This window comes from Acinetobacter sp. ANC 4173 (assembly GCF_004331255.1).
Taxonomy (GTDB): Bacteria; Pseudomonadota; Gammaproteobacteria; order Pseudomonadales; family Moraxellaceae; genus Acinetobacter.
In genome coordinates this window covers 1-13,917 of the sequence record NZ_SJOF01000027.1, presented here as the reverse complement: position 1 = coordinate 13,917, position 13,917 = coordinate 1, and the positions used below count along the sequence as shown (strand labels likewise).

Here is a 13,917-nt window from a genome sequence, read left to right as displayed (position 1 = left end):
GATCATGAGATTCAAGGGTATTTCAAACTCACTACTTAATATTCAAAAACATAAACGTTTTTGAACAGAGAGATTTTGTCAAAATTCATTGAAATCAGGGAATGTAAAATGAATAAATTATATCTCAAGACAGGAATTGGTCTAGTTTCGGCGGTGATCTCGCTACCAACGATGGCAGGGGTAACGATTGGTGATCCAAACAGTGATTTGGGTGCATTAACCATCTCTGGAGCAGTCCGTGCTAATTATCAAGATAAACATTATGGCGAGTCTGCTTCTGACCAAAAGATTAAGTTCGATGCAGCAATTTTAAATGTAGCTTATGAATCACCAGACTGGTTTGGCAAATTACAATACCGTTGTTATCAATATGATACGTTCTGTGATTTTTCAACTTTAGTCCAAGCTTATGCAGGCTATAAACTCAATCCAACCGATAATATTACCGTTGGTTTGCAACCGATTCTTTTTGGACCGGGGCGTTACTGGGATAGCAGTTTCTATGCAGGTATTAACAATACCATGGGCCTGCAAGATGCTTTAGATTTAGGCGTGAACTATCACTTTGAACTACCATCCTCTACCAAAGTGGATTTAGCCTATTTCGCAACTGACGGTGGCAACTACCACGGAACCAGTAAAGATTCTGCGCGTTATACGGCGAATGTCGTCAGTTCATCAGATCCGTTAAAAACCGACCTAAATGAAAAAAACATGTGGATGGCGCGAGTTGATCAGGATCTTAAGTTTTTAAGTACTGACGATTTAAAAGTATCAGTTGGTGGAAGCTACTGGTATTCAGATATTGAAAATAAAAAGACATCTGCTGATGGAAATCGAAATACATGGGCCGTGTTTAACCGTATTAACTACAAAAATTTAAATGTGGTACTGACAGGTGGTGAGCAGAAGCTCACCAATAAGGATGCAGCTAGTCCGCACAGCTCAACCACAGGTTCATTCGATGCGGAATATGATGTTGCCAACAAAGGTTTCTTCTATACCGTAGACACCAGTTACACCTTTAAGGAAGTTAAAGGTCCACTGAATATCACCCCGTATGCTGTATTCAGTGGTTTTAACAAAAAACAATCGGGCTTTGAGGATTCTCAGCGAAACATCGTCGGTGTGGCATGGGATTACAAAAATGTCTCTTTATACACTGAATATGTAATGGGCAAAAATGACCCATTTGTGGGTGGAACCAGTGATTCCTTGGCTGCTGGCGATGACGGCAAGTGGAATAAGCTGCTGAACTTGATGCTGGTTTACAACTTCTAAAGCACAAGGCAATTCAATCGGCATTCTTTATTTACCATACCCTCAAATAGTTCTGTACGGACTATTTGAGGAGATTAATAAGTGTTTAAATGATGAAATCAATACGTAAACTCCTTGTTGCGAACCGTGGTGAAATCGCCATTCGCGTGATGCGTGCAGCCACAGAAATGGGCATCCGTACTGTTGCAATTTATGCAGAAGAAGATAAATCGGCACTACATCGCTTTAAATCCGATGAAGCCTATTGCGTAGGCGCAGGGAAAAAACCCATTGCTGCCTATTTAGGCATCCAAGATATTATTCGCATAGCACTTGAAGCTGGCGTTGATGCGATTCATCCAGGTTACGGCTTCTTATCTGAGAACCCAGAGTTTGCCGAAGCTTGTGCAGCAGCAGGCATCCAATTTATTGGACCCAAGCCCGAGGTGATGCGCCAATTAGGCAATAAAGTTATGGCTCGCAATGTGGCCATTCAAGCCAATGTGCCTGTCATCCCTGCAACCAAAGCCTTACCGTTGGATCTTGAACAAAGCCAGTTACTGGCAGCAGAAGTCGGTTATCCACTGATGCTCAAAGCCAGCTGGGGTGGCGGTGGTCGCGGCATGCGCGTGGTCGAGCATGAACATGAGCTGGAAGATGCGATAAATGTTGCACGTCGTGAAGCCAAATCCGCCTTTGGCAATGATGAAGTATATCTAGAGAAACTGATTCGCAATGCCCGCCATGTCGAAGTCCAGATTCTCGGGGATACTCACGGCAACTTGGTGCATTTATTTGAACGCGATTGTACCGTTCAACGCCGCAACCAAAAAGTAGTTGAGCGTGCACCCGCCCCATATTTATCTGAGGCACAACGAGCAGCATTGTGTGAAGCGGCACTCCGACTCGCCCGTGCGGTGGATTATACCCATGCAGGAACGGTTGAATTCCTGATGGATGCGGTGACAGAACAATTCTACTTCATTGAAGTGAATCCACGGATTCAGGTCGAACATACCGTCACCGAAGAAATCACGGGCATCGATATTATGAAGGCACAAATTCGGGTGACTGAAGGTGCACAGGTGGGCGATGGTACCAGCTTCATTCCCCAGCAAGAACACATCAAATTACTCGGTCACGCCTTACAATGCCGACTCACCACAGAAGACCCTAAAAATGGCTTTATGCCAGACTACGGACGCTTAACCGCCTTCCGCAGTGCCACAGGCTTTGGGGTACGTGTCGACAGCGGTACCGCTTATACCGGTGCGGTGATCAAGCCTTATTACGACTCCTTATTGGCCAAAGTCACGGTGCGTGGAGCCAGTCGTGAAGAAGCCAATGCCCGTATGCTACGTGCCTTACGCGAGTTCCGCATTCGTGGCGTATCCAATAATCTGGCCTTCCTTGAAAATGTGATTACCCATCCCTTATTCACTTCCGGTCAATGCACCACCAAATTTATTGATACAGTCAGTGAACTATTTGACATAAAACCAAAACAGGATCGCGCGACCAAACTACTCGACTTTCTCGGTGACATTACCGTGAATGGTCAGCCTGAAATGAAAGGGCGTCACATCCCAGCAACGGTTCCGACTGTGGTCGCCACCCCAAAGTTTGATCTGACCCAGCCGCCAGCAACTGGCACACGAGACCAATTTAAGTTACTCGGTGCTGAAGGTTTTACAACATGGATGCGGGATCAGAAACGCGTGTTGATTACCGACACCACCATGCGCGATGCACATCAATCTCTATTTGCAACGCGTATGCGTACAGAAGATATGTTGGCCATCGCCCCATATTACTCACAGATGGCCAGTGAACTGTTCTCCATGGAATGCTGGGGTGGCGCGACCTTTGATGTCTCCATGCGTTTCTTAAAGGAAGACCCTTGGGAACGTTTAGCCAAATTGCGTGAAGCAGTCCCGAATATCTTATTCCAGATGCTGCTGCGCTCATCCAATGCAGTGGGTTATACCAACTACCCAGACAATGTGGTGCGTCATTTCATCGCTCAGGCAGCGGCAGGGGGCATCGACCTGTTCCGTGTATTTGATTCCCTGAATGCCGTAGACAACATGCGCGTCGCCATTGATGCGGTGCGTGAATCAGGCATGCTGTGTGAAACTGCCATCTGTTATACCAGTGATCTCTTTGATCAGAGCCGTCGCTATAACCTGAATTACTACGTGGATATGGCGAAACAATTGCAAAAAGCGGGTGCCAATATTCTGGCGATTAAGGATATGGCAGGCATCTGTAAGCCCGCTGCGGCACATGCCTTGGTCAAAGCCTTAAAAGAAGAAACGGGTTTACCAATACACTTCCATACCCATGACACCAGCGGGATTGCAGCAGCGAGTGTGCTGGCCGCCATCGATGCCGGCGTGGATGCGGTAGACACTGCTATGGATGCCATGAGTGGCTTGACCTCACAACCAAGTATGGGCTCCATCGTGGCTGCTTTGCAGAATACCGATCGGGACACCGGACTCAATCCCCACCATCTGCAACAACTATCCACGTATTGGGAAGATGTCCGTCAGATTTATGCGCCCTTCGAAGCCGAAATGCGCTCAGGTACAGCCGATGTTTATCACCATGAAATGCCGGGTGGCCAATATACCAATTTACGTGAACAAGCCCGCTCCATGGGGATTGAAGAACGCTGGTCGGAAGTGTCGGATGCCTACGCAGAAGTAAATCTAATGTTTGGTGACATCGTTAAAGTCACACCTACCTCGAAGGTGGTCGGTGATATGGCATTATATATGGTGTCAAACAACCTCAAGCCCGAAGATATTCATAACCAGAAACTCGAAATTGATTTCCCAGAATCTGTGGTATCCCTGTTTAAAGGTGAACTCGGTACACCTGCGCATGGTTTCCCGAAAGAGCTACAACAAAAAGTGCTGAAGGGTGCACAGCCTTTGAGTGATCGACCAGGGGCGATTTTACCTGCGGTGGATTTAGAGTCTCAGCAAGCCATGCTGACTGAAATCTACGACCAACCGATCAGCGAACAGCAATTGGCATCTTACCTGATGTATCCCAAAGTGTTTAAAGAGTTTATGCAACACCAACTCAAATACGGCACCGTGTCTAGCATTCCCTCTTCGGCATTCTTCTATGGCTTAAAAGAACAACAGGAGATCTCGGTCGAGTTAGAAGCAGGAAAGACACTCGAAATTAAACTGTTGGGACGTTCCGAGCCGAAAAATGGCCTGATTGATTTATTTATTGAATTGAACGGACAACTACGTTTGGTCCAGGTGAAACAGGCAGGAACTGAGGAGAAAGCCAATCATCCAAAAGCTGATCCAAGCAATCCATTGCATGTGGGTGCCACCATGCCGGGGATGATCAGTACTGTTGCAGTGAAGCCAGGGCAATCGATCACGAAAGGTGAAACCCTGTTTACCATTGAGGCGATGAAGATGGAACTGGCGATTAAGGCCGAGAAGAACTGTGTAGTTCAAGAGGTGCTGTTAGGACCAGGTAAGCAGGTTAAAAACTTGGATTTAGTCATTGTGATTCAATAGTTTAGTTGGCATAAATTTGATGAGTGAAGTGAAGATATGAGCAGGAAAAGAAATGCTACGTTAATCGGACTCATAGCGGTATTGCTATGGAGTTCTATTGTCGGACTGATTCGTAGTGTCAGTGAGAGTTTAGGTGCGACTGGCGGTGCTGCAATGATGTATAGCGTCGCTTCAGTATTTCTTTTGATGAGCATAGGCTTTCCCAGAATTAGTGAATTTCCTCGGAAATATCTGATTTGGGGAAGCATCTTATTTGTTTCTTATGAACTCTGTTTGTCTTTGTCGATTGGTTATGCCAATACCAATCGACAAGCCATTGAAGTGGGTATGGTCAATTATTTATGGCCAGCACTCACCATGGTTTCTGCCATTATTTTCAATCAACAGAAATCAAATTTATTGGTCATCCCTGGTTTCCTCATTGCGATCTTAGGAATTTGTTGGGTGCTAGGAGGGGAACAAGGTTTTGATTTACCAAGCATGTTGGCCAATATTCAGGACAATCCGCTCAGTTATGGTCTAGCCTTTACAGGTGCCTTAATTTGGGCCGCCTACTGTACCGTCACTGCCAGAATTGCAAATGGCAATAATGGCGTGACGTTGTTCTTCATACTGACGGCATGTGCGCTCTGGATGAAATACCTGTTTATTGGTGGTCAAGCAATGACTTTTGATTTGCACGCCATCGTATATCTGGCTTTGGCAGCAGGTGCAATGGGCTTTGGCTATGCGGCATGGAATGTCGGAATTTTACATGGCAATGTCACCGTTTTAGCTGGTGCATCCTATTTTATTCCAGTATTTTCAGCTGCTTTAGCCGCGCTGGTCTTGAAAACTCCATTATCCATTTCATTCTGGCAAGGTTCAGCAATGGTTTGTCTAGGATCAGTTTTGTGTTGGTTAGCAACAAGACAAAAAAAGCTCCCGAACACTGGAGAGGTAAAAAATTAGGCAAATTGAGACACTTCAACTTTTAAGGAAAATGCCTTAACCAATTTTCATAAAGAAATCAAACTTTGAAATAAATTTATATTTCAAATGTTTATTGGGTAAGGCTTACTTATAATTGAGGAAATATAACCAAAAATACAACAATTTCGGTAGAAGATGTGGCTCTGAATGCATTCCATCAACGATTAATTGACTTAATCGTATCAATTGCTTGGGCACCTGAAACGAAATCTAAAGATCTTGCAGAAGCTAGTGCTTTGAATTAAGTCTTTAAAAGGTGGTAAAAATGAACTCAAAACTGGATAGTATTTACTATCCAGTTTTTAGACTTAGTTACTTAGAGTTATTTGAGTTGCAAATATCGCTTTTTCAATTTTCGGAAGATCGGATTAAATGCATTCCAATTGGTTGAAATCCAACAAAATAGAGATCCAAAAGTCACCATAAGCGTACCTTGCCAAAAAGAGGTAGATAATTCGGCTTTTAAAATGAGCATCGCTAGGATGGAAGAGATAACTGGCGTGAAATACGAAGAAACCACCAGTACAGTAATATTTCCATGAATAATGCCAATATTCCAAGCCGCATAACCGAGTCCCACCGCAGCGGAAGCAACAATAAGATAAATGAACATGGTGAAATCAAGATGTGGAATGCTCAATTGATTTCCAAGATAGAGCTTTAGCCACAGTATTAAGGCGATACCAATAAAGAAAATTGAAATTGGATTTTGTCCTTGGCTGAGTTTTTTGGTGACCACGCAATAAAAAGCCCAGATAATTGCACCAGCAAAAGCCAAAACATAACTGATTGGATTCGTTTGAAAATTATGCAAGATGCTTTCTAAATTAAAAGACGAACTACCAGACTGGATATAAATAATCCCACTGATAGAAAACAATAAGCCTATGATAATAAGGAAATTAAATTTCAGCTCTTTAAAAATAACAAAGGCTAGGATGGTTAAACTTGGCCATAAATAATTTACAATACTGACTTCAATTGCTTGTTGTGATGACTTGGATAATCCGATAGCAAATGAAAAACACAATTCATAGGCAATAAAAAGGACAGTCGAAAGGAGCAAATATTTTTTAGAAATAACCTTAAAATTAGGAAATCTAAAAATAGCAAATACAATCAATGCACTGAAGGTATAAATTAAAGTGATCCCAAGATCTGAACCTACTTGGGCACAAATATGCTTGATTAAACCGACCATAGAGGCCCACATGAAGATGGCACTTAGACCTATCCATGTTGCTAAATTCTTGGACATAAAAATAAAAGAGAAAATGAAATAGAGGAGGGGCAGCTTCAATAAGCTGGCAAATCTAAATGAAAATAAGTTTTTAAAATAGAATAAAAAAGACAGAATACATAATATATGTGTAGCTTAAAGCATTATGGGCCTCTAAATTTTTTACTATTTCATCCGCTTTACTTCAGTTTTTCGACTTCATGGCGACGCTTTCTATAGGCATAGGGTGTTTCACCATATTGTTTTTTAAACCAAAGAATGAAATGTGATGCATCGGAAAATCCACATTCAATCGCAATATTGGTGATATAGGTGCTGGTATTCGCCAAGAGTTTACGAGCATGTTCCAGTCTTAATCTTCGCCAATAAACAGTTGGTGGTTCATTAGTATTGGCGATGAAAGCACGATGCAATTGTCTCGGATTAGTTCTCACATGCTCAGCAACTTCATTAAGCGTAATATGTGCACTTAAGTTTTGGTTCATATAAGCAACTGCTTGAGAAACAATTGTATTGTCATAACTACTGGTGTGTTCAATATCAATTGATGATTCAGTTTGATCAGAATTTTTTGAATCATCTACCAATAAATATTCTAAACTTTTACGCGCACGAATGTCGCCACAGTGATTACGAATCAAATCCGACGCTAAATCAATTGCGGTTCCGCCTGGACAGGTATAAATGCCATGATCTTCTACATACTTTTGATCAATCACGGTTGTAACCAAGGGAAATCTTTTAGAAAACTCTTCTCGAGTGGTGAAATGAATAGCACATTTTCGCCCGTTTAATAGACTTGTATTCCCGATCACAAAGCAGGCAGAACACAAGGCAATAATGGGAACTTTAGCAGCGTGAATTGCAAGTAAAGCTTCTAATAATGTTGCTGATGGATCTCTTGTTTCAGTCAGTAATCCACCTGCAACTACAACATAGTCATAATTTGTTTTAAGTGCTTCTAGATCAAATTTTGTTGTAGGGTTTACGGAAAGCCCGCAACTTGCCGTAACAGATTGATCAGTTAACGTCATCCAATCCCATTTACAGTAAATTTGCAAACTTCTAAAAGATTTGTCTGCTGCAAATCTTAAGGTTTCTACAAAACCTGAAACTGGCGCTAAAGTAAATTTTTCTAATAGGAGAAATGCGACTCTGAGGTCTGGCTTAATTTGTGACAAAATTTCGCTTGAAGGGGGCAATTCATCATAACTATTGGCGGGAACTGATGATTTCATAATTGATCCTTCAATGATTTTAGGAAAGATATCATAAGACTAAAAAGTTGATCTTTTAATTATATTATTTTTTAAAGGACTGTGTTTCACATAAATAAAATTTCACAATTCGATAGGGGTGAGTGTTGGACCTGATTCAGAGGTTTTTTGAACAGTTCATTTAATATTTTTGTCACGATTATGGTTACGAGTCTTTGTTGCACAAACCTACCGTTAAAGACTTATTCAACAATATATTCTCAAATGAATAAGCCCACACCTAAAATTTATCGTACAACCAATTGGTCTTCTTATAATCGTGCTTTAATAAATCGAGGAAACCTCTCAATTTGGTTTGATCCTTCCACCCAATAGTATGCTCAAGCAAGAGGTAAACAAGGATGAAATCAAACTTATTCCGATACAGCCATCCAATGTTGTTTAATGATCAAATTCTCATTTCGTCTTTCTTTACGCATGGTCACAGGTTTTGTTCAGAGCCTCATTAGGTTATGTGGTTTGACTTGGATAGCGCCAGATTACTCTACGCTTTGTAGAAGACAAAAGCATATTGATATTTCGATTTGCTATCAAAAAAGTAGTGATGGACTCTATCAACTCGTTGACTCTACTGGTTTGAAGTTCTTAGGTTAAGGTGAATGGAAATGTAAGAAACATCAGCCTGAATATCGTCGACAATCGTGTAAACTTCATATTGGTATGGATGCTAAAACCTTGCAAATACGAGCTGTTCAGCTCACCATAAACAATGTCAGTGATTCACAAGTGCTCGGTGATTTACTCAATCAGATTCCACTAGCTGAACCAACTGAATCCGTTTATACTGATGGAGCTTATGATACGAAACAATGTCGAGACGTGATTGCGGATCGGCAAGCACATGCAGTGCTTCCACCCAGAAAAAATGCTAAACCTTGGAAAGATACAAAAGTTCATTCGCTAGAGCGAAATGAATTACTTTGAACAGTTAAACGTTTCGGCAGGACACTATGGAAAAAATGGTCAGGCTATCATCGCCGAAGTTTGGTCGAAACCAAGATATATTGCATCAAATTATTGGGAGATAAACTTAGTGCTAGAAACTTTCAAAGCTAAGTGAATGAGATTCACGCACGTGTAGCAGTACTCAATAAATTTACGGATTTAGGCAAACCTCATACCCGAGTTGTCTATTAAATTTGAGAAGTTTTGGGAAGCTTTAATTTTTTAATGTTTATGCAATAAAGCCCTAGCAATTCCTGTTGAAGGACATACTTTCGCTTTGAGTTATACCATAAAATGCTAATTTTGTTGAAAAAGTATCCATCATGATCATGGGTACTTTTTAAAACTCCAAAGCTAACAGATATGGTTTATGTTGAACCTAATTCTGATGGTGCCTTACAAAGATTTAATGGACTAGTGGTGGCTGTGGTAAAAGTGCGTGTGTAAGAGTCATCTACTTTAATCGTCTGACCAATGGCCAGGTTATTAGCTCTGTAAAGTAAACGGAATAGGTATATAACTGGTAATAACGTTAAAATTCAGGGTAATAATTCCTTTGCATCTACTTGTAAGGCAATAGCAATCTCATATAGTTTTTCAACAGTTAAATTCACTTCTCCACGTTCAATACGACCAATGTAACTACGATCTATATTGCACAACAGCGCTAAACGCTCTTGTGAGATAGCCTTTATTTTTCGAATAGATTTGATCTTCATCCCAATTTGGGTAGCTAGTTCTGACATAACTTGGTGTAAGTATAAAAATCAGAACTATTACTAATTGATGACTACAACTCCACGGATTATAATCCTCATAATTTTACAGATAGAAGTTTGATTATGAAAAATTCAGTTAAATTGCCTTTGTATAATGAGTTTTTAGAACTTTTTGATAATCATAAAATTTTAAACTGGAAAGCTGAAAATTTTTGGGAGGTAATAAAACTCAATCAGCCTAACCCAACTAGAAAATATAAACGGCAACTGTACGCAGGTCTAAAAGTACTTTTGAATTGTCAATATTTGGAAATTGATCCTATTAGATCAAGTAAAAAAGCTTTCATCTATAGTGAAACTCCGAGATTAGAAGAGTTAAGGAGTAGACATAAAAATGAACAGTTGGCTAAAATTTTCTCTTGCAAAAAAACATCATTATTAAATGACATCGAAGAGCTAGAATCGAACATAACTTTTATTAATAACCTAGTCTCTTAAGATCAGACATTAGAGAAATACTTTATTGAAATTAAAGAAATATTAGAAAAAGATATACGAAAATTTAAGTCCAACATTAAGCTAATGGACGGTATTTTAGGAAAATAATCCAGGGGTAAACCCCCTCAAAAATAATAGGATCTAAAAGTAGAATTTTATCTTAAGATACCAGTAGGCGATTCTGTATAAGAACATCCAAATTTACTGAAAGTTGGATCTATCCATTTTGAAACAGCAGAGTCAGGGATACCTGTAGCTACCCTCTGTCGCGAAACGCTTAGTGATTCGATGCGACATTGGTCCTGAGTTACCGTTTCAATTGGGGCTAACTTTAATTTTTAACGTTCTGCGCAAACAAGCCGAAAATAGATTAGCTTAAGCAGAGACGGTGCTCGAGATTTTCTGAACAGTTTTTCAGATTATTGGACTGCCACCACTCTCCTAGACAAATATCGTCTATTCTTTTTGCATAGGAGAGAACCTTATGAGTGGACAACGATATACCCCAGAATTTAAAGATGAAGCTGTTAAATTGATTACTGAACGTGGATATTCTGTCACTGATGTGGCGGAACGTTTAGGTGTATCACAGCACAGCATTTATAAATGGCTAAAGGCCGTACAGCCTTTAAGCAACAACCCTGATGAACATGAACTACTCGAAGCAAAGAAAGAGATCCTTCGTCTGAAAAGTCAGCTTAAGCAAACTGAAGAAGAGCGGGATATCTTAAAAAAGGCCGCAAGGTACTTTGCAAGCCTGCCCGAGTAAAGTATCAGTTTATCCTGGAATACAACCATCAATTTAAGATTAAAACGATGTGTCGGGTTCTTAAGATTGCGCGTGCTGGCTATTACGCCTGGTTGCATGAACCTGAATCATGCAGAACGATTGAAGATAAGCGGTTATTACAACTGATCCGGTCTTCTTATGAGGCCAGTTATGGTATCTATGGTTATCGTCGCATCACGCTGGATCTTAAAGAGTTAGGTGAAAGCTGCGGGCCTAATCGTGTGCTGAAGATCATGAAGAACAACTGCATTGCAGCTGTTCGAGGATATAAAAAGCATAAGAGTTATGGCTGTGGTCGTCCTAAAATGGTTCTACCAAATCACTTAAATCGAGAGTTTGCCATACATACCCCAGATACATCTTGGGTGACTGATATTACCTACATCCACCTGGCAAGGCTGGTTATATCTGGCTGTGGTTCTTGATTTATATTCAAGGAAAGTTATTGGTTGGTCAATGAAACCTACACTTGCCAAGGATATCATTTTGGATGCACTTCTCATGGCAGTGTGGCGAAGCAGACCCAATGAACCTGTGATCATACATTCAGACCAAGGCTCACAATACAGCAGTGGAGACTGGCAGAAATTCTGTCAGAAGCATAACTTAATACCCAGCATGAGCCGTAGAGGAAACTGTTGGGGTAATGCTGTTGCAGAATCCTTTTTTAGCAGCTTGAAGAAGGAAAGAATTAAAAAGAGGATCTATAAAACACGCGAAATGGCCCGTGCAGATGTGTTTGATTATATCGAGATGTTTTACAATCGAATCAGGCGTCATTCGCATCTCGATGGGATGAGTCCAGAAGCCTTTGAGGCAGCTTTAAAATGAGGCAGTCTCATGTCTAGGATACTGGGAGCAGTCCATATTATACTAGTTTCGAATGTGTAGAAAATTATTTGAAAAGAAACCCTTACTGAAAAAGTAAGGGTTTCTTAATACGATAAATATAAAGTTATTATCAGGTATAAGTCATTTAACATAATCTCTATTATACGAAATATAGTTGTAAGCCCCAAATAGAAATGTCCGGTTTCTCCAAAGTAAAAATGTCCGCTTTTAGAATATGCGCTTTTGCGATTATCGAAGCGGACGGTTTGATATGTTGGTGTCTATGTCGGATAAAGAACTTAAACGATTGTCGGTCTTGCAAGAAATCTGTGATCAACGCATAACGCAGTCCCAGGCTGCTCAGCTACTTCATATTTCAGAACGTCAGATCAGACGCTTATTGCAAAAATACAAAGCTCAAGGTCCAGCTGCATTAGCACATGCTGCACGTGGCCAAACCAGCAATTCCAGGCTTTCTGAACAACTCCGACTCAAGTGCCTCAATATTGTTTCTGAACAATTCCATGGTTTCGGACCCACTTTAGCGCATGAAAAGCTAACCACCGTGCATGGATTTGATATTTCAGTGGAAACCCTGCGTTCCTGGATGATTGCAGCCGATTTATGGATTCCTCGCTCCAAGCGCCTGAAACGTCCGTATCAGCCTCGTTATAACCGGGATTGTTATGGTGAATTGATCCAAATCGACGGCTCTCACCATGACTGGTTCGAAGGACGCGCTGCTAAATGCTGTCTACTGGTGTTTATTGATGATGCCACAGGCAAATTACAGCATTTACGCTTCTGTAAATCAGAATCAGCCTTTGACTATATGATTTCAACACGCTTGTATGTCGAACAGCACGGTAAACCATTGGCATTTTACAGCGACAAACATTCAGTCTTTAGGGTCAATCAAAGCAGCAAGAAAGATACCAAAATTACCCAGTTTGGACGCGTACTCAGTACCCTCAATATCGATATCATCTTCGCTAATTCACCCCAAGCCAAAGGACGTGTGGAACGGGCCAACAGGACACTTCAGGACCGTCTAATTAAGGAGATGCGCCTGGAAGGTATCTGTTCGATTGAGCAAGCCAATGCCTGGCTGCCCTACTTTATTGAACAATTTAATCGTAAATTTGCCAAGATGGCTTTTAATCCCAAGGATCTACACCGAACTGTCACTGAAACCGCTGAGGAATTAGATGATATTTTTACCTGGCGTGAACCCCGCAGAGTCAGCAACAGCTTAACGATCACTTATGATAAATGCGTGTATATATTCGAAAATACAGAAGAAAATCAGGGGCTGATTGGCAAATATCTTGAGTTTTTAGAATACCCAGATGGTACGGTAGCTATTGCCTATCAGGGTCGAAAAATCAATTACAGCATCTTCGATAAATTAAGTCAGCTGAACCAGCGAGAGATCGTTGAGAATAAACGTTTGAGTTCTGTACTGGCGCATATTCAACAGCAGCATGAGGAGTTAGAACAACAAAATAAACGAAATCGTTCACAAAGAATGCCAAGTAGACGTGCACAGAAAACAGCGGTTCAACAACGAAATCTGAATCCTGTGCTTGACTTGGAAATGTCTGTATAGGACATTTCTATTTGGTTTTAAGGTAGGACATTTCTACTTAGGAATAACACTCAGTGTTAAAACCTAATTAATGTGTTTTTATTCGTTGAACGACACATCAGTTGTCATAAACGACACAACATCTGTCATGAAACGACATGAAAGGTGACATTTAAATTATTAGTCTTATGTCAATTGCATCACGCGATACATAAGTTGTCATTGAAAAACCGCCAATACTGGCGG

General features: G+C 40.9%; 8 protein-coding genes and 2 pseudogenes. 7 read left to right on the top strand and 3 right to left on the bottom strand.

From position 1 onward, the window contains the following. The first annotated feature begins 108 nt into the window (after positions 1–108). The 3 genes from E0H94_RS18075 to yddG (E0H94_RS18065) all read left to right on the top strand — a co-directional run bounded on the left by E0H94_RS18075 (position 109) and on the right by yddG (E0H94_RS18065) (position 5,762). Complete coding sequence (locus tag E0H94_RS18075) at positions 109–1,281, top strand: hypothetical protein (RefSeq protein WP_131327750.1); 1,173 nt, start codon at positions 109–111, stop codon at positions 1,279–1,281. Between the two features lie 92 nt (positions 1,282–1,373). Beyond that, positions 1,374–4,811: a pyruvate carboxylase gene (locus E0H94_RS18070; RefSeq protein WP_131327809.1), complete on the top strand. Its 3,438-nt coding sequence runs from the start codon at positions 1,374–1,376 to the stop codon at positions 4,809–4,811. Between the two features lie 36 nt (positions 4,812–4,847). Then, positions 4,848–5,762, top strand: a complete 915-nt coding sequence (gene yddG / locus E0H94_RS18065; RefSeq protein WP_131327749.1) for an aromatic amino acid DMT transporter YddG — start codon at positions 4,848–4,850, stop codon at positions 5,760–5,762. A 343-nt stretch (positions 5,763–6,105) separates the two neighbouring features. On the opposite strand, the gene yddG (E0H94_RS18060) is transcribed toward yddG (E0H94_RS18065), so the two are convergent. Together yddG (E0H94_RS18060) and E0H94_RS18055 are read right to left on the bottom strand one after the other, a co-directional pair. Further along, positions 6,106–7,041, bottom strand: a complete 936-nt coding sequence (gene yddG / locus E0H94_RS18060) for an aromatic amino acid DMT transporter YddG (RefSeq protein ID WP_131327748.1) — start codon at positions 7,039–7,041, stop codon at positions 6,106–6,108. A 161-nt stretch (positions 7,042–7,202) separates the two neighbouring features. Beyond that, positions 7,203–8,261, bottom strand: coding sequence for a GlxA family transcriptional regulator (locus E0H94_RS18055; RefSeq protein WP_131327747.1), 1,059 nt, complete (start codon positions 8,259–8,261; stop codon positions 7,203–7,205). A gap of 243 nt (positions 8,262–8,504) precedes the next feature. Here E0H94_RS18055 and E0H94_RS18050 point away from each other — a divergent pair. Further along, positions 8,505–9,437, top strand: a pseudogene (locus E0H94_RS18050) (IS5 family transposase). Between the two features lie 347 nt (positions 9,438–9,784). Here E0H94_RS18050 and E0H94_RS18040 read toward each other — a convergent pair. After that, positions 9,785–9,991, bottom strand: a complete 207-nt coding sequence (locus E0H94_RS18040) for a helix-turn-helix domain-containing protein (RefSeq protein ID WP_131327746.1) — start codon at positions 9,989–9,991, stop codon at positions 9,785–9,787. 96 nt (positions 9,992–10,087) lie between these two features. Between E0H94_RS18040 and E0H94_RS18035 the strand changes: the two genes are divergently transcribed. The 3 genes and pseudogenes from E0H94_RS18035 (at position 10,088) to E0H94_RS18020 (ending at position 13,692) form a co-directional block, all read left to right on the top strand. Beyond that, a complete protein-coding gene (locus E0H94_RS18035; RefSeq protein ID WP_227548677.1) occupies positions 10,088–10,462 on the top strand; it encodes a hypothetical protein in 375 nt (124 codons plus the stop codon). A gap of 484 nt (positions 10,463–10,946) precedes the next feature. Beyond that, positions 10,947–12,083: pseudogene (locus E0H94_RS18030) on the top strand (IS3 family transposase). Between the two features lie 283 nt (positions 12,084–12,366). After that, positions 12,367–13,692: an ISNCY family transposase gene (locus E0H94_RS18020; protein ID WP_131327745.1), complete on the top strand. Its 1,326-nt coding sequence runs from the start codon at positions 12,367–12,369 to the stop codon at positions 13,690–13,692. Positions 13,693–13,917 lie beyond the last annotated feature (225 nt).

Excerpts from the sequence above, each read along its gene's own strand:
- E0H94_RS18075 (WP_131327750.1), top strand. The coding sequence starts at position 109 with ATGAATAAATTATATCTCAAGACAGGAATTGGTCTAGTTTCGGCGGTG.
- E0H94_RS18070 (WP_131327809.1), top strand. The coding sequence starts at position 1,374 with ATGAAATCAATACGTAAACTCCTTGTTGCGAACCGTGGTGAAATCGCC.
- yddG (WP_131327749.1), top strand. The coding sequence starts at position 4,848 with ATGAGCAGGAAAAGAAATGCTACGTTAATCGGACTCATAGCGGTATTG.
- yddG (WP_131327748.1), bottom strand. The coding sequence starts at position 7,041 with ATGTCCAAGAATTTAGCAACATGGATAGGTCTAAGTGCCATCTTCATG.
- E0H94_RS18055 (WP_131327747.1), bottom strand. The coding sequence starts at position 8,261 with ATGAAATCATCAGTTCCCGCCAATAGTTATGATGAATTGCCCCCTTCA.
- E0H94_RS18040 (WP_131327746.1), bottom strand. The coding sequence starts at position 9,991 with ATGTCAGAACTAGCTACCCAAATTGGGATGAAGATCAAATCTATTCGA.
- E0H94_RS18035 (WP_227548677.1), top strand. The coding sequence starts at position 10,088 with ATGAAAAATTCAGTTAAATTGCCTTTGTATAATGAGTTTTTAGAACTT.
- E0H94_RS18020 (WP_131327745.1), top strand. The coding sequence starts at position 12,367 with ATGTCGGATAAAGAACTTAAACGATTGTCGGTCTTGCAAGAAATCTGT.